The organism is Ancylobacter moscoviensis (genome assembly GCF_007559435.1).
GTDB lineage: Bacteria > Pseudomonadota > Alphaproteobacteria > Rhizobiales > Xanthobacteraceae > Ancylobacter > Ancylobacter moscoviensis.
Genome location: NZ_VMBP01000005.1, coordinates 316,389 through 331,574, shown reverse-complemented (window position 1 = coordinate 331,574; position 15,186 = coordinate 316,389). Strand labels below are relative to the sequence as shown.

Below are 15,186 nucleotides of genomic sequence, written 5' to 3'. Positions count from 1 at the left end.
AACGCCGCCGTTCGAGCCTCGTCGTCCTCAAGCGCGGGAGAGCCCCATGCGCAGCATTGCCATTATCGGTGCCGGAATCACCGGCGTAACCACCGCCTATGCCCTCAACGAGAAGGGCTACGACGTCACCGTCATCGACCGCCAGCGCTATGCCGCGATGGAAACCTCCTTCGCCAATGGCGGCCAGCTCTCGGCCTCCAATGCCGAAGTGTGGAACTCCTGGGCGACCGTGCTGAAGGGCATCAAGTGGATGTTCACGCCGGACGCCCCGCTGCTGATGAACCCCATGCCCTCCTGGCACAAATATTCCTGGATGGCCGAGTTCCTCGCCAACATCCCGAACTACAAGGCGAACACGGTCGAGACCACGCGCCTCGCCATCCAGGCGCGCAACTACATGTTCGAGGTCGCCGCGCGCGAAGGCATCGACTTCAACCACGAGACGCGCGGCATCCTGCACATCTACCGCGACAAGGCGAGCTTCGAGCACGCGCAGTCGGTCTCGGCGCTCTACGCGCAGGGCGGCCTCGAGCGCCGCACGCTCACCCCCTCCGAGATCCGCGCCGTCGAGCCGACGCTGCACGGCAGCTATTATGGCGGCTTCTTCACCCCCTCCGATTCCACCGGCGACATCCACAAGTTCACCTTCGGCCTCGCCGAAGTGTGCCGCCGGAAGGGCGTGCGCTTCATCAACGAGGCGAGCGTCGAGCGCGTGGCGCATACCGGCACGGGCAAGGACGGCACGGGCGTCGAGGTGGCCTTCACGCTCGCCCCCGACGCCGAGGACGCCGCGCCGCGCCGCGAGACGCTGGCCTTCGACGCGGTGGTGGTGTGCGCCGGCATCGGCTCTCGCGCCCTCGCGGCGGAGCTCGGCGACCGGGTGAACATCTATCCCGTCAAGGGCTATTCGATCACGGTGATGCTCGACGACGAGCAGAGCCAGAACGCGGCGCCGTGGGTCAGCCTGCTCGACGACAAGACCAAGATCGTCACCTCGCGCCTTGGCAAGGACCGCTTCCGCGTCGCCGGCACGGCCGAGTTCAACGGCGAGAACCGCGACATCCGCGCCGACCGCATCCGCCCGCTGACCGACTGGGTGCGCAAGCTGTTCCCCGGCGTCTCCACCGAGCGCGCCGTGCCGTGGGCGGGCCTGCGGCCGATGATGCCCGACATGATGCCCCGCGTCGCCGCCGGCGCCCGGCCGGGCGTGTTCTACAACACCGGCCACGGCCATCTGGGCTGGACGCTCTCCTGCGCCACCGCGCAGATCATCGCCGAGAAGGTGGCGGCCTCCATGCCGGTCGAACGCCCCGCCCCGGCGCTGCGCATCGCGGCGGAGTGAGCCTTCCGCAAGTGAATTCGCCCGGCCCCTGTTCAGGGTCGGGCGGCGCCTCCAACGGGTGATCCTCTGCCGATCTCGCCCCCGGAACCCTCCGGGGGCGTTTTCATGTCCGCCCCCCCGCCCTACAGCCGCGTCGTGCGCAGGCGCAGGGCGTTGCCAATGACGCTGACGGAGGACAGCGCCATGGCGAGCGCGGCGACCATGGGGGAGAGCAGCAGCCCGAAGACCGGGTACAGCACGCCCGCCGCGATGGGCACGCCGGCGCCGTTGTAGATGAAGGCGAAGAACAGGTTCTGCCGGATGTTGCGCATCGCCGCCTGCGAGAGCCGGCGGGCCTTGACGATGCCGCCGAGATCGCCGCGCAGCAAGGTGAGCCCGGCACTCTCGATGGCGACGTCAGTGCCCGAGCCCATGGCGATGCCGACATCGGCGCTGGCGAGCGCGGGCGCGTCGTTGACGCCGTCGCCGGCCATGGCGACGACCCGGCCCTCGCGCTTGAGCTTCTCGACCACCGCCGCCTTGTCCTCGGGCGCCACCTCGGCCTCCACCTCGGCGATGCCGAGCCGGCGCGCCACCGCCTCCGCCGTGGTGCGGTTGTCGCCGGTGAGCATGACGACCCGGATGCCCTCGGCGGCGAGATCGGCCAGCGCCTGCGGGGTCGACGCCTTGATCGGATCGGCGATGGCGATCACCGCCGCCGCCTTGCCGTTGACGCCGACGAGGATGGCGCTGGCGCCTTCCTTGCGCAGTTCGTCGGCGGACGCCGCCAGCGCCGAGGTGTCGATGCCCAGCTCCGACAGGAAGGCGGCGCTGCCGAGCACCACGCGCTTGCCCTCGACGAGGCCGTAGGCGCCCTTGCCGACCGGGCTGTCGAAGCCGCGCACCTTGGGGATGTCGATGCCGCGATCCTGCGCGGCGGTGACGACGGCGCGGGCCAGCGGATGCTCGGAGGGGCGCTCGACGGCGGCGGCGAGACCCAGCACCTCCGCCTCCGCGAAGCCCTCCCCCGGCACGATGGCGGTGACGGAGGGGGCGCCCTCGGTGAGCGTGCCGGTCTTGTCGACGACCAGCGTGTCGACCTTCTCCATGCGCTCCAGCGCCTCGGCGTTCTTGATCAGCACGCCCATCTGCGCGCCGCGCCCGACGCCGACCATGATCGACATGGGCGTGGCGAGGCCGAGCGCGCAGGGGCAGGCGATGATCAGCACCGCCACGGCGGCGATGAGCGCGTGCGACAGGCGCGGCTCCGGCCCGAAGATCGCCCAGGCGATGAAGGCGAGCACGGCGCAGGCGACCACCAGCGGCACGAACCAGCCGGCGACCTGATCGGCGAGGCGCTGGATCGGCGCGCGCGAGCGCTGCGCCTCCGACACCATCTGCACGATGCGCGAGAGCATGGTGTCGCGACCGACCTTCTCCGCCTCGATCACCAGACCGCCGGAGCGGTTGAGCGTACCGCCGATCACATGGTCGCCCTCCGCCTTGGTGACGGGCATGGATTCGCCGGTGACGAGCGATTCATCGAGCGCCGAGCGGCCCTCGACCACCTTGCCGTCCACCGGCACCTTCTCGCCGGGGCGCACGCGCAGGCGATCCCCGACCGCGACCTGATCGAGCGGGACCTCCTCCTCGCTCTCGTCGGCATTGATGCGCAGCGCGGTCTTCGGCGCGAGGTCGAGCAGCGCCTTGATGGCGCCGGAGGTACGCTCGCGGGCCCGCAGCTCCAGCACCTGGCCGAGCAGCACCAGCACGGTGATGACCGCCGCGGCCTCGAAATAGACCGCCACCGAGCCGTCCGCCGCGCGGAAGGCGGGCGGGAAGACGCCCGGCGCCAGCACCGCGACGAGGCTGTAGAGATAGGCGACGCCGGTGCCGATGGCGATCAGCGTGAACATGTTGAGGTTGCGCGTGACCAGCGACTGCCAGCCGCGCACGAAGAACGGCCAGCCGGCCCACAGCACCACGGGGGTGGCGAGCACGAGCTGGATCCAGTTCGACACGCCCGGCGGCACGAGGTGATGCAGCGCCGGGACGAGATGGGCGCCCATCTCCAGCGCGAAGACCGGTACGGTCAGCGCGAGGCCGATCCAGAAGCGCCGGGTCATGTCGATCAGCTCGTGGTTCGGGCCGTCGTCGAGGCTCACCAGCACCGGCTCCAGCGCCATGCCGCAGATCGGGCAGGTGCCGGGACCGATCTGGCGGATCTCCGGGTGCATGGGGCAGGTGTACTCGGTGCCCTCCGGGACCGGCTCGGCCGGGGCCTTGTCGCCGAGATACTTCTCCGGGTTGGCGATGAACTTGGTGCGGCAGCCCGGCGAGCAGAAATAATAGGTGATGCCCTTGTGCTCGGCCTTCAGCGTCACGGTGTGCGGATCGACATCCATGCCGCAGACCGGGTCCTTCGCCATGTGGGAGGCAGCGTGGGAGGCGGCGCCGGGCGCGGCGCCGGACGGCATGGCGTGGGAATGGCCGTGCTGATGTCCGTGATCGTGCGAATGGGCATCGCCATGGGGGTCGTCATGATCGTGATGGCCGCAGCAGCAGGAGGACGGAGCCTGCTCCTTCCCCGGTGCGGATGCCTGCGCAGGCTCCTGCGCGGGTGCTTGCGCAGATCTGGCCGCGTGCCCGCCGCAGCATGACCCGGCCTTGCCGTCCCCGTCGGCCGCATGATCATGGGCCGCGTGATCGTGAGCCCCGTGATCGTGAGCCCCGTGATCGTGGTCGCTGTGAGCCATGGCACCCTCCTTATACCCCCATGAGGTATCTATGACTTGCGATATATACCCAATAGGGGTATATGGCAAGCATGCAGAACGACACACGAAACGCCTGTCTCAAACGCCTGAGCCGCATCGAGGGCCAGGTGCGCGGCCTCTCCCGCATGGTCGAGGATAACCGCTACTGCATCGATATCGTCACCCAGGTGGCGGCGGTGCGGGCGGCGCTGAAGAAGGTGGAGGAGGAGGTGCTGCGCGATCACGTCGCCCATTGCGTCGAGCACGCGATCACCTCCGGCGACGCCGACGCGCAGCGGGCCAAGGTTTCCGAGCTGATCGAGGTGCTCGGCAAGCTGAAGGCCTAGAGGCCCGGGACGAGGCCCGGGACACGGCGCGCCGTCAGAACCCCAGCGATTGCTGCGCCGGCTCCGGCGGCCCGAGACGTACGCCTTCGAGCTCCAGCATGTGCGCCTTGGTGTCCGCGCCGCCCGGCGCGGAGAAGCCGCCGAGCTTGCCGCCGGCGGCCAGCACGCGGTGGCAGGGGATGATCAGCGGCACCGGGTTGCGCGCCATCGCCTGCCCGACATCGCGCGCCGCCTCCGGCCCGGCGCCGAGCTGCCTGGCGAGGGCGCCATAGGTGGTGGTCTCGCCCCAGCCGACGCGGCGGAGCGCGGCATAGATCCGCGTGAAGAAGACGTCCTGCTCGCCAAGATCGAGGCGCACCGGCGCGAAATCGACCGCCTCGCCCGTGAAGTAGCGCCGAATGGCGGCGATCGTCCCGGCGATCTCGGGCGGCGGCTCGCCGGGCCGTGCCTCCGGCACGCGGCGCAGCAGATGGCGCTCGGCAGCGGCGGCGCTCGGCGCGGGCAGCTGGAGACGGGTGATGCCGGCCTCGCTCCAGGCAAGGCCGCAGAAGCCGCGCGCGGTCTCGAACACCCGATAATGCGGTGCCAGCGGGTCCATGGCTTTCCTCCCGGGTGAAAGCTAGGCCGGTTCGCCGGCGAGGCAACCCGTTTCCGCCTCGCTGTGCGGCTGTTTTCCCTCTCCCCACGGGGAGAGGGAGGGATCGAGGTGGCTCACCCCGCGTAGAGCGCCTTGTACTGGTCGCGCAGCAGGTTCTTCTGCACCTTGCCCATGGTGTTGCGGGGGAGGTCGTCGACGAAGATGACGCGCTTGGGCAGCTTGTAGCGGGCGAGGCGGCCTTCCAGCGCCTCGATCACCGCCTTCTCGTCCAGCGTCGCCTCGGGGCGCGCCACCACCACCGCCGTCACCCCCTCGCCGAAATCGGCGTGCGGCAGGCCGATCACCGCGCTCTCGACCACGCCGGGAAGCGCGTCGATCTCGCTCTCGATCTCCTTGGGGTAGACGTTGTAGCCGCCGGTGATCACGAGGTCCTTGCCGCGCCCGACGATCTGCACATAGCCCTTGGCGTCGATCAGGCCGAGATCGCCGGTGACGAACCAGCCGTCGTGGAACTCGGCCGCGGTCTTCTCCGGCATGCGCCAGTAGCCCTTGAAGACGTTGGGACCGCTCACCTCGATCATGCCGATCTCGCCGGCGCTGATCTCCCGCCCGGTCTCCGGCGAGACCACGCGCACGCTGACCCCCGGCAGGGGGAAGCCGACCGTGCCGGCGATGCGCTCGCCCTCATAGGGGTTCGAGGTGTTCATGCCGGTCTCGGTCATGCCGTAGCGCTCGAGGATGGCGTGGCCGGTCCGTGCCTGCCATTCGCGGTGCGTGTCGGCCAGCAGCGGCGCCGAGCCGGAGATGAACAGGCGCATCCCCGCCGCCGCCTCCGGCGACAGGTTCGGCGCCTTGAGCAGGCGCGTGTAGAAGGTCGGCACGCCCATCAGCACGCTCGCCCGGTCCATCAGCGCGAGGATGAGCTCCGGATCGAACTTCGGCAGGAAGATCATCGAAGACCCAGCCGCCAGCGTGACGTTGCAGGCGACGAACAGGCCGTGGGTGTGGAAGATCGGCAGGGCGTGGATCAGCACGTCGGCCGGCGTGAAGCGCCAGGTGTCGACCAGCGCCAGCGCGTTGGAGACGAGGTTCTCGTGCGTCAGCATGGCGCCCTTGGAGCGCCCGGTGGTGCCGGAGGTGTAGAGCAGCGCGGCGAGGTCGTCGGGCGCGCGCGCCACATCCGCGAAGGAGGTGGAGGCGGCATCCGCCGCATCGCTCAGGCTGCCCCGGCCGTGCGCGTCGAGGGTGAGCACATGGGCGACGCCCTGCCCGGCGGCGACGGGGACGAGCGGGGACTGCCGGGCGGGATCGCAGACGAAGATGCGGGCCTCGGCGTCGCCGAGGAAATATTCGATCTCCGGGCCGGTATAGGCGGTGTTGAGCGGCAGGAACACGCCACCGGCGCGCACCGTGCCGAGATAGGCGAAGATCGCCTCGATGCTCTTCTCCACCTGCAGCGCCACCCGGTCGCCGGGCTTCAGCCCCAGCGCCACCAGCGCGTTGGCGTACTGCGCCGAGCGACGGTCGAGATCGGCATAGGTGTAGACCGTCCCCTCCGGCGTCTCGATGAACACGCGCTGCCGCTCCGGCTGGCGGGCCCGGAGGGTGTCGAACAGATGGTTGGTCATGGACAGGCGTTTTCCGGTTGGGACGGGCCGGAGACGGGCTCCAGCGAAGCGAGTCGCCCGCAGGGGGCGCCGGTCAGCGCGGCCTCGGGAACCTTCAGGCCCAGCGAGGCGACATAGCCGCGATTGACCGTGGTGTTGGCGAAGCGCGCATTCTCGACATAGGCACGCAGCGTCGCCACCACCTGATCGCGCGGCGGCTTCACCATCGTTTCCCATGCGCTGCGCGGCACGCTGCCGAAACGGGCGATCTCGTCCCAGCCGGCCGGCTTGGTAATGGAGGAGACGGTGGAGCGGGAATCGAGGTTCTTGTAGGTCCAGAAGCTCCAGCCGATGCCGAAGCGCTCGTTCATCGTGCGGTACTTCTCGTTCCAGTCGTCGGTGAGCTCGCCGGTCTCGCCGAGGAAGAGCGGCGCGCCCCAGCGATTGGCGAAGTTCACGTAATCCTGCACCTCGCGCCGTTCCGGGCTGGCCCAGAACTTGTGATAGGTGTAGCCGAGGTTTTCCGCGAAGGGCGGGCCGAACACGCCGAAATTCGTGCTCCACTGCGCCGCCGCCAGGATGAGCGGGTGGTTGGGATCGACCGCGCGGATGGCGGCGGCGATCTCCTGATAGAGCGGCTCAAGGCGCGGGTTGAGATAATCGGTGTCGCTGTAGGGCGAGACCGGCTCGTTGAGCAGGTCATAGGCGAGGACCGTGGTCTCGTCCCTGTAACGAGCGGCGATGGCCTGCCACATGGCGATGGTGCGGCGGCGGAACTCCGGCACGTAGAAGGTGAGCGGATAGCCCACGCCGTCGTCGTGGTTCACGCCGGTCTGCCCGCCGGGAGCGGCGTGGATGTCGAGGATGACCTTGATGCCGTGCGCCTTCGCCCAGCCGATCACCCGGTCGATCAGCGCCCAGCCCTCGCCGTCCGGGTCGACGCGGGAGGGATCCTGCGGGTCGAGGAAGAACTTCCAGTGCAGCGGCACGCGCACCGTGGTGAAGCCGGCGGCCTTGAGGAAGGCGAGGTCTTCCTCGCGGATATAGACGTCGCGGAAGTCGCGCCAGAACCGCTCCGCCTCCTCCGGGCCGGCGAGATATTCGATCACGTCCTCGATCTCGCGCGGGGAGCGCTGGACCTTGAATTTGAACATGTAGCCTTCCGGCAGCAGCCAGTTGCCGAAGCTCATGCCCTTGATCGGGAAGGTGGTGCCGTCCGGATTGACGAAGCGGGTGCCCTCCGCGCGCACGAAGCCGGGCGCCGGGCTTGTCTGGGCAAGCGCGGGAGCGGCGGCGGCGAACAGGGCCAGAGCGAGGGGAAGGACGCGACGGATCATGGGCGGGCAACCTAGTAAAGCCGGGGCGCGGCGGCAATGGCGCCGCTTCGCGCATGGTGCCAGCTTCGCGCGATCCGCCGCCTCCTCGCCGCCGGCCGGACGCGGCAGAGGGCGCGCGACGTCCTTTGGCCACGGTGACAGCGCGGGCGGCGCGGGGTAAGCCAGAGGAAACTCCCGCCCCGGCTTTTCTCCCGTCCCGCGTGTCCCCGATGTCGCTGACCCAGGCCGCCTATTTCCTCGCCGCGCTCGTCCTCCTGGTGCTCGCCACCGGGCGCGGGCGCGTGCAGCCCTTCATCGCCCTCGTGGTCGCCGGCGTCGGCTTCGGCTATGCCGCCGGCATGTCGACGAGCCATGTCGGCAAGGCCTTCGGTCTCGGCTTCGGCCAGACGCTGAACGCGCTCGGCCTGACCGTGGTGGCCGCCGCGCTGATGGCCGAGATCGCCGACGCCAGCGGCGCCACGGCGCGGCTGCGGCAGCGGGCGCGCGGCTGGCGCTCGCAATCCGCGCCGCTGGCGCTGCTCGGGCTGGTCGCCGGCCTCGGCTCGACCCCGGCGGCGGCCTTCGCGGTGCTCGACCCGCTGCGGCGCGGCATCGGCGGCGACAGCCCGCGCTCGGCGCTGGTGCTGGGGCTCGCCCTCTCCGCCAGCCACGGCCTGCTGATCCCCGCGCCGGTGATGCTGGCGGGCCTGACCATCCTGCGGGCGGACTGGACGCAGGCGGTGGCGATCGGCCTGCCGGTGGCGGTGCTCGCCCTGCTGCTCGGCACCGCCTTCGCCCGCGCGGTGGCCAGCGGCCGCCCGGACCCGGCCGACACCGCCCGCGCCCTCGACGGCGAGACGCTGCACGCGCCCCGGCGCGGCGCGCTGGCGCTGACGCTGGTCAGCCTCGTGCTGGTCGGGCTGCTGATCGTGCAGTCGCTCGGCGACATCGCCTCCGAGCCGCTGGGCGGCGGCTCCAACCGGGAATTCCTCATCGCCCTCGGCCGGCCGGTCATCCTGCTGCTGGTCGGCACCGGCCTGCTGCTGCTCCTGAGCGGCCACTGGGAGCCGGGCGGGCTCACCGAGAAGGGCTGGGCCGGACGGGCGCTGACCAAGGTCGCGCCGCTGCTGCTGCTCGTCGGCGCGGCGGGCGGCCTGTCGAAGATCGCTCAGGAGACCGGCATGGCGGAGATGAACGCCGAGCGGCTGCTCGGCTTCGCGCCGGCGGGGGCGCTGGCCCTGCTGCTGCCCTTCGCGCTCGCCGCCGTGATCAAGACGCTGCAGGGTTCCTCGTTGGTCGCGGCCATCACCGCCGCCGGCATGATGATGGAGCTGGTCGACCCGCTCGGCCTCGGCGATCCCGCCGGGCGGACCCTCGCGGCGCTGGCGATCGGCGCCGGCGCGATGTGCGTGTCGCACATAAATGACGGATTCTTCTGGCTGGTTGCGCGGGGCGGCGGCTTCACGCCCGGGGCGGCACTCGCCCGCTTCTCGCTCGGCACCGCGCTGCAGGGCGCGCTTGCCATCGTGCTGCTGATCGCCATCCGGCTGCTGACCGCCTAGACACGACCTCCAGCAGAACGAGGGGAAACTCCGCCGATGCTCCGACGCCGCGACTTCCTCGCCTCCAGCCTCGCCGCCGCCGCCCTGCCGGCCCTGCCCGCGCGCGCGCAGACCGGCCCCCAGCCCGGCGACGTGCAACCGCTGCCGCCCGGCGGGGTGCCGCAGCTGCCGGCCGGCTTCCTCTGGGGCGCCTCGACCTCCTCCTACCAGATCGAGGGGGCGGTGAAGGCCGACGGGCGGCGGCCCTCCATCTGGGACACCTTCTCGCACACGCCGGGCAAGATCGCCGACGGGACCAATGGCGACGTCGCCTGCGACCACTACAACCGCTATGCCGACGACGTGGAGCTGATGGCGCGGCTGGGGCTCCAGTCCTACCGCTTCTCCATCGCCTGGCCGCGCATCGTCCCCGAGGGCACGGGGCAGGTGAACGCCGCCGGCCTCGACTTCTACGACCGGCTGGTCGACAAGCTGCTGTCGCGCAACATCCTGCCCATGGCCTGCCTCTACCACTGGGACCTGCCGCAGGCGCTGCAGGACCGGGGCGGCTGGCACAACCGCGACATCGCCAACTGGTTCGCCGACTATGCCCGCGCCGTGGTCGGCCGGCTCGGCGACCGGGTGAAGCCGTGGGCCATGCTCAACGAGCCCTCGGTGCACGCCATCTTCGGCCACGGCTTCGGCAACCACGCGCCGGGACTGACCGGCTGGCCGAGCTACGTGATGGCCCAGCACCACCAGAACCTCGCGCAGGGCGTGGGCGCGGCGGCGGTGCGGGCGCTGCGCAGCGACCTGAAGGTCGGCACGGTGTTCTCGCTGCAGCCGATCTTCCCGGCCTCGCAGCAGGAGGCGGACATCGCCGCCGCCCAGCGCTTCGACGCCTGCTGGAACACCATCAACCTCGACCCGCTGTTCCACGGCCGCTACCCCGCGCCGTTCGAGAACGTGTTCGCGCAGCTGGTGAAGCCCGGCGACATGGAGGCGATCCGCGTGCCGGTCGACTTCCTCGGGGTGAACTATTACGGGCCGTCCTACATCAAGCACGACCCCGCGGCCTTCCTCGCCCAGGCGGGCTACGGCGCCCTGCCGCCGGGAACGCCGACCACGCTGCTCGGCTGGCCGATCAGCGCGCAGGGAATGGTCGAGGTGCTGAAGCGCCTGCGCGATTCCTACGGCAACCCGCCGGTGTTCATCACCGAGAACGGTGCCTGCTACGAGGACCCCGCGCCAGCCAACGGCACGGTGCAGGACCCCGAGCGCACCGAATATTTCCGCGCCCACCTGACGGCGGCGGGCGAGGCGATCGCGCAGGGCTGCGCGCTCAACGGCTATTTCGCCTGGTCGCTGCTCGACAATTTCGAGTGGGCCGAGGGCGAGCGCCGGCGCTTCGGCGTGGTGCATGTGGATTTCGAGACCCAGCAGCGCACGCCGAAGTCTTCCGCGCTCTATCTTTCCCAGCTCATCCGGGCGCACCGTGCGGGCGTGAAGCCGTGAGGGCGGCGGCCGCGACATGACGAGATGACATGCGCCGGACACATATGTCGGTCATTTGACGCTGCTGCCCCAACCGCCTTTCTTTGTGATACCTAACGGCAATCCCCGGCTTCGCGCCGACGCACGAGACAGAGCAGACGCATGCAGACAGACGATCCCGCCGTCGCCGAAATCGTCGAATTCATCTCCGGCGAGGTGGGTGTCGATTCGAGCCTGCTGACGCCGGAGACGCCGGTCTCCGAACTCGGCATTTCCTCGCTCGACCTCATCGAGACGATCTTCAAGCTGGAGAGCCGCTTCGGCATCGAGATCCCCAATGACGGCCCGCTGAACGGCAACGACGTGACGGTCGGCACGCTGGTGGCGCACGTCGCCGAGCTTCTCGCCGCGCAGAAGGCAAAGTTGGCCTGATGACGGCGCGCGTCGCCATTACCGGGCTCGGCTCCCTCTCGGCGCTGGGCAACGACGTCGCCGCGCACCTCGCCGGGCTGCGCGCCGGCACGGTCGGCATCGGCGAGACGCAGGGCGTCGACGTCTCCACCATGAAGACGAAGATCTCCGCCGAGGTCCGCGGCTTCACGCCGGAGGAGCATTTCGAGCCGCGCCAGCTCGGCCTCATCGACCGCACCTCGCAGTTCGCCGTCGTCGTCGCCCGGCAGGCGCTGGCCGATGCCGGCCCGGCGCTGGAAGGCGTGGCGCGCCACCGCGCCGGCGCCATCTTCGCCGCCTCGGTCGGCTTCCACGCCGTCGACGACAGCTATCACAAGCTCTATGCCGACAAGGCGCCGCGCCCGCACCCCTTCACCGTGCCGCGTGCCATGCCGAGCGGGCAGGTGAGCCACATCACCATGGATCTCGGCATCCACGGGCCAGCCTTCTCCATCGCCTCGGCCTGCTCCTCGGCCTCGCACGCCATCGGCACCGCCTTCCACATGATCCGTTCCGGCATGCTGGACGTCGCGGTCTCCGGCGGCGCGGAATCGCAGCTCACCTACGGGATGCTGAAGAGCTGGGAAGCGCTGCGCGTGCTCGCCCCCAATGGCTGCCACCCCTTCTCGAAGGACCGCGCCGGCCTCGTAATCGGCGAGGGCGGCGGCGCCGTGGTGCTGGAGAACATGGACCGGGCCATCGCCCGCGGCGCCACCATCCATGGCGAACTGATCGGCTTCGGCATGAGCGCCGACGGCATGGACATCACCGCTCCCGACATGGCGAGCGCGGCGGATTCGATGCGTTTCGCGCTGGAGGATGCCGGCCTCGCGCCGGAACAGGTCGACTATGTGAGCGCCCACGGCACCGCCACGGTGCTGAACGACAAGACCGAGACGGCGGCGCTGCGCCACGTCTTCGGCGACCACCTCACCCGCCTGCCGGTCTCCTCGTCGAAATCGCAGTACGGCCACACCATGAACGCCTCGGGCGCGCTCGACATGGTGACCACGGTGCTCGCCCTGCGCGAGGGCTTCCTGCCGCCGACCATGGGCTTCAACGAGTTCGACCCGGAATGCGACATCGACTGCGTGCCGAACGCCGCGCGCAACGCACCGATCGAGGTCGCCATCTCGTCGAGCTTCGCCTTCGGTGGGCTGAACGCCGTGCTCGCGCTGAGGCGCTATAACGGCTGAAGTCGCTTCCCGGCTCGGCGCTTCGGCTTCGCCTCGGTTGGGCCGGGACACGATTGCGAAGCCGCAGAGCCGCTCTCCCCAACGGGGAGAGGGAGACGTAGCCGTTCACGGCTCCACCACGAAGCCCGCCGCCAGCCCCTCCCCGACCAGCGCCGCGAGCGCCGGGCGCTGGGCCGCCAGCCGTTCGCGGCAGAAGGCGGCGACCTCGCGCGGCAGGCGGCCGAGTTCCTGCCGGCGGGCGATCAGCGTCAGATGGCGCGTCAGACCGGGGCCGGGCAGCGGATGGCAGGCGAGGCCGTCGAGCGGGATGCCGGCCTCCATGAGGCACAGGGGCGTGGTGATGGCGAAGCCCGCCCCCTCCGCCACCGCCGCCGTCACCCCATAGGGCGTATCGAACTCCAGCGGCCGCGGCAGGTCGAGCCGCAGCCGGCGCAGATGCCGCTCCACCTCCATGCCGGTCTTGGAACGGGCGGAGAAGCGCACCAGCGGCACGTGCCGCGCCAGCTCCCCCAGATCGACCACCCGCGCCGGGGCCGGCAGGGCGGCGGGCAGCAGCAGCACATAGGGCTCGGTCACCAGCGGCCAGCGCTCCAGCCCCTCGATCTCGTCGAGATCGTCGGCGCCGACCAGCAGGTCGAGCTGGCGGGTGAGCAGCGCGCCGGCATGCGAGGCGGTGAGGCCAGAGAGCAGCGAGACCTGCTCCGCCTTCTCGCCCAGCGCCCGCGCCAGCGGCGCCAGCAGGGCGCGCGAGAGCGAATCGACGAGGCCGGCGCGCAGCAGCGGCAGCCGCGCATGCTCGGCCTCGCGCAGCAGCGGCGCGATCTGTCGCGCCTCGGACAGCAGCGCGCTCGCCCGCTGGCGCAGCGCGCCGCCGGCGGCGGTGAGCGCCAGAGGACGGGCGCTGCGGTCGAACAGGGCGATGCCCATGCGCCGCTCCATGTCGGCGATGGCCTGCGAGATAGCCGGCTGCGTGAGCCCGAGCCGGCGCGCCGCCTGCGCCATGGTGCCGGCGTCGCAGACGGCGAGGAAGAGCTCCAGCGCGCGCAGGTCGAAGGGAAGGCTATCGGCCATGGAGCACGGTTCCGTTCGATGTCATGCCCGGCGCCATATGCCCGGCGCCATTGCCGGACAGCCCGTCCCGATGCGGGCGGAAGGCGTGGATGGCCGGGACGAGCCCGGCCACGACGGCGCTGGCGTATATAAACAAAACTTATATTATCAGCGGATCGGCTCTGATCTATAGCTCACAGCCGCCTCTGGTAGCGAGCCCTTCATGCGCTATTCCTTCCTCAGCATCCTGGCCAACGGCCTCAACGGGCAGTCCGACTGGAAACCCGCCTGGCGCGACGCCGCGCCCAAGCCCTCCTATGACGTCGTCATCGTCGGCGGCGGCGGGCACGGGCTGGCGACCGCCTACTATCTCGCCAAAGTCCACGGCATCCACAACGTGGCGGTGATCGAGAAGGGCTATATCGGCTCCGGCAACGCCGGGCGGAACACCACCATCATCCGCTCCAACTACCTGCTGCCGGGCAACGAGCCGTTCTACGAATGGTCGATGAAGCTCTGGGAAGGGCTGGAGCAGGAGCTGAACTACAACGCGATGGTGAGCCAGCGCGGCATCCTGAACCTCTACCATTCCGACGCCCAGCGCGACGCCTATGCGCGGCGCGGCAACGCGATGCGGCTGGCGGGGGCGGATTCCGAACTGCTCGACAAGCGGCAGGTGCGGGCCATGTACCCGTTCCTCGACTTCGACAATGCGCGCTTCCCGATCCAGGGCGGGCTGCTGCAACACCGCGCCGGCACCGCCCGCCACGACGCGGTGGTGTGGGGCTATGCGCGGGCGGCCGATACGCTCGGCGTCGACATCGTGCAGAACTGCGAGGTGACGGGCTTCCTCCGCGAGGGCGGGAACATCGTCGGCGTTGAGACGACGCGCGGCGCCATCCGCGCCGGCAAGGTCGCGCTCGCCGTGGCGGGCAGTTCCTCGCGCGTGGCGGAAAAGGCCGGGCTGCGCCTGCCGATCGAGAGCCACGTGTTGCAGGCCTTCGTCTCGGAGGGGCTGAAGCCGGTGATCGACGGCGTCATCACCTTCGGCGCCGGGCATTTCTACATCAGCCAGTCCGACAAGGGCGGGCTCGTCTTCGGCGGCGATATCGACGGGTACAATTCCTACGCCCAGCGCGGCAACCTGCCGGTGATCGAGGATGTCGCCGAGGGCGGCATGGCGCTGATGCCGCGCATCGGCCGGCTGCGGCTCCTGCGCATGTGGGGCGGCATCATGGACATGTCGATGGACGGCTCGCCGATCATCGACCGGGCGCCGGTGCCGGGCCTCTATCTCAATGCCGGCTGGTGCTATGGCGGCTTCAAGGCGACGCCGGCCTCGGGCTGGTGCTTCGCGCACCTGATCGCCCGCGACGAGCCGCACGCGGTCGCCGGCGCCTATCGGCTCGACCGCTTCCGCAGCGGCCATCTCATCGACGAGAAGGGAGTCGGCGCGCAGCCGAACCTGCACTGATGACGCACGCACGCTCTCTCACCGGCATTGCCTGCC

The 15,186-nt window shown here is 70.3% G+C and carries 12 protein-coding genes; 7 read left to right on the top strand and 5 right to left on the bottom strand.

What is annotated here, in order from left to right; all coding sequences use genetic code 11:
- Positions 1-46: 46 nt before the first annotated feature.
- A complete protein-coding gene (locus FO470_RS16205; protein ID WP_144344004.1) occupies positions 47-1,342 on the top strand; it encodes a D-amino acid dehydrogenase in 1,296 nt (431 codons plus the stop codon).
- Positions 1,343-1,464: 122 nt separating this feature from the next.
- Here the strand turns inward: FO470_RS16205 and FO470_RS16200 are convergent, their stop codons facing one another.
- A complete protein-coding gene (locus FO470_RS16200; protein ID WP_418655058.1) occupies positions 1,465-4,077 on the bottom strand; it encodes a heavy metal translocating P-type ATPase in 2,613 nt (870 codons plus the stop codon).
- A 71-nt stretch (positions 4,078-4,148) separates the two neighbouring features.
- Between FO470_RS16200 and FO470_RS16195 the strand changes: the two genes are divergently transcribed.
- On the top strand, positions 4,149-4,424 hold the full coding sequence (locus FO470_RS16195; protein WP_144344002.1) for a metal-sensitive transcriptional regulator: 276 nt from the start codon (positions 4,149-4,151) through the stop codon (positions 4,422-4,424).
- Between the two features lie 34 nt (positions 4,425-4,458).
- On the opposite strand, the gene FO470_RS16190 is transcribed toward FO470_RS16195, so the two are convergent.
- The 3 genes from FO470_RS16190 to FO470_RS16180 all read right to left on the bottom strand — a co-directional run bounded on the left by FO470_RS16190 (position 4,459) and on the right by FO470_RS16180 (position 7,966).
- Entirely contained in the window at positions 4,459-5,022 is a 564-nt protein-coding gene (locus FO470_RS16190) for a methylated-DNA--[protein]-cysteine S-methyltransferase (RefSeq protein ID WP_144344001.1), read from the bottom strand.
- A 113-nt stretch (positions 5,023-5,135) separates the two neighbouring features.
- Entirely contained in the window at positions 5,136-6,650 is a 1,515-nt protein-coding gene (locus tag FO470_RS16185) for a malonate--CoA ligase (protein ID WP_144344000.1), read from the bottom strand.
- Positions 6,647-7,966, bottom strand: a complete 1,320-nt coding sequence (locus tag FO470_RS16180) for a glycoside hydrolase family 5 protein (RefSeq protein ID WP_144343999.1) — start codon at positions 7,964-7,966, stop codon at positions 6,647-6,649. The genes FO470_RS16185 and FO470_RS16180 overlap by 4 nt, the downstream gene beginning before the upstream one ends.
- A gap of 209 nt (positions 7,967-8,175) precedes the next feature.
- Here FO470_RS16180 and FO470_RS16175 point away from each other — a divergent pair, with 209 nt between their 5' ends.
- The 4 genes from FO470_RS16175 to FO470_RS16160 all read left to right on the top strand — a co-directional run bounded on the left by FO470_RS16175 (position 8,176) and on the right by FO470_RS16160 (position 12,626).
- Entirely contained in the window at positions 8,176-9,507 is a 1,332-nt protein-coding gene (locus FO470_RS16175; protein WP_144343998.1) for a GntT/GntP/DsdX family permease, read from the top strand.
- Between the two features lie 36 nt (positions 9,508-9,543).
- Positions 9,544-11,001, top strand: coding sequence for a GH1 family beta-glucosidase (locus FO470_RS16170; protein ID WP_144343997.1), 1,458 nt, complete (start codon positions 9,544-9,546; stop codon positions 10,999-11,001).
- A gap of 141 nt (positions 11,002-11,142) precedes the next feature.
- Positions 11,143-11,412, top strand: a complete 270-nt coding sequence (locus FO470_RS16165) for an acyl carrier protein (protein WP_144343996.1) — start codon at positions 11,143-11,145, stop codon at positions 11,410-11,412.
- The gene (locus FO470_RS16160; protein WP_144343995.1) at positions 11,412-12,626 is read left to right on the top strand and encodes a beta-ketoacyl-[acyl-carrier-protein] synthase family protein; all 1,215 of its coding nucleotides are present in this window, start codon (positions 11,412-11,414) and stop codon (positions 12,624-12,626) included. Before FO470_RS16165 ends, FO470_RS16160 begins: the two co-directional genes overlap by 1 nt.
- A gap of 105 nt (positions 12,627-12,731) precedes the next feature.
- Here the strand turns inward: FO470_RS16160 and FO470_RS16155 are convergent, their stop codons facing one another.
- Positions 12,732-13,697: a LysR family transcriptional regulator gene (locus FO470_RS16155; RefSeq protein WP_144343994.1), complete on the bottom strand. Its 966-nt coding sequence runs from the start codon at positions 13,695-13,697 to the stop codon at positions 12,732-12,734.
- A 202-nt stretch (positions 13,698-13,899) separates the two neighbouring features.
- Here FO470_RS16155 and FO470_RS16150 point away from each other — a divergent pair, with 202 nt between their 5' ends.
- A complete protein-coding gene (locus FO470_RS16150; RefSeq protein WP_144343993.1) occupies positions 13,900-15,150 on the top strand; it encodes a sarcosine oxidase subunit beta family protein in 1,251 nt (416 codons plus the stop codon).
- Positions 15,151-15,186: the final 36 nt, after the last annotated feature.

What these genes read in the sequence shown, in the direction of transcription:
- FO470_RS16180 (WP_144343999.1), bottom strand. Translation starts at nt 7,966, where the DNA reads ATGATCCGTCGCGTCCTTCCCCTCGCTCTGGCCCTGTTCGCCGCCGCC.
- FO470_RS16205 (WP_144344004.1), top strand. Translation starts at nt 47, where the DNA reads ATGCGCAGCATTGCCATTATCGGTGCCGGAATCACCGGCGTAACCACC.
- FO470_RS16200 (WP_418655058.1), bottom strand. Translation starts at nt 4,077, where the DNA reads ATGGCTCACAGCGACCACGATCACGGGGCTCACGATCACGGGGCTCAC.
- FO470_RS16175 (WP_144343998.1), top strand. Translation starts at nt 8,176, where the DNA reads ATGTCGCTGACCCAGGCCGCCTATTTCCTCGCCGCGCTCGTCCTCCTG.
- FO470_RS16185 (WP_144344000.1), bottom strand. Translation starts at nt 6,650, where the DNA reads ATGACCAACCATCTGTTCGACACCCTCCGGGCCCGCCAGCCGGAGCGG.
- FO470_RS16170 (WP_144343997.1), top strand. Translation starts at nt 9,544, where the DNA reads ATGCTCCGACGCCGCGACTTCCTCGCCTCCAGCCTCGCCGCCGCCGCC.
- FO470_RS16190 (WP_144344001.1), bottom strand. Translation starts at nt 5,022, where the DNA reads ATGGACCCGCTGGCACCGCATTATCGGGTGTTCGAGACCGCGCGCGGC.
- FO470_RS16150 (WP_144343993.1), top strand. Translation starts at nt 13,900, where the DNA reads ATGCGCTATTCCTTCCTCAGCATCCTGGCCAACGGCCTCAACGGGCAG.
- FO470_RS16155 (WP_144343994.1), bottom strand. Translation starts at nt 13,697, where the DNA reads ATGGCCGATAGCCTTCCCTTCGACCTGCGCGCGCTGGAGCTCTTCCTC.
- FO470_RS16160 (WP_144343995.1), top strand. Translation starts at nt 11,412, where the DNA reads ATGACGGCGCGCGTCGCCATTACCGGGCTCGGCTCCCTCTCGGCGCTG.
- FO470_RS16195 (WP_144344002.1), top strand. Translation starts at nt 4,149, where the DNA reads ATGCAGAACGACACACGAAACGCCTGTCTCAAACGCCTGAGCCGCATC.
- FO470_RS16165 (WP_144343996.1), top strand. Translation starts at nt 11,143, where the DNA reads ATGCAGACAGACGATCCCGCCGTCGCCGAAATCGTCGAATTCATCTCC.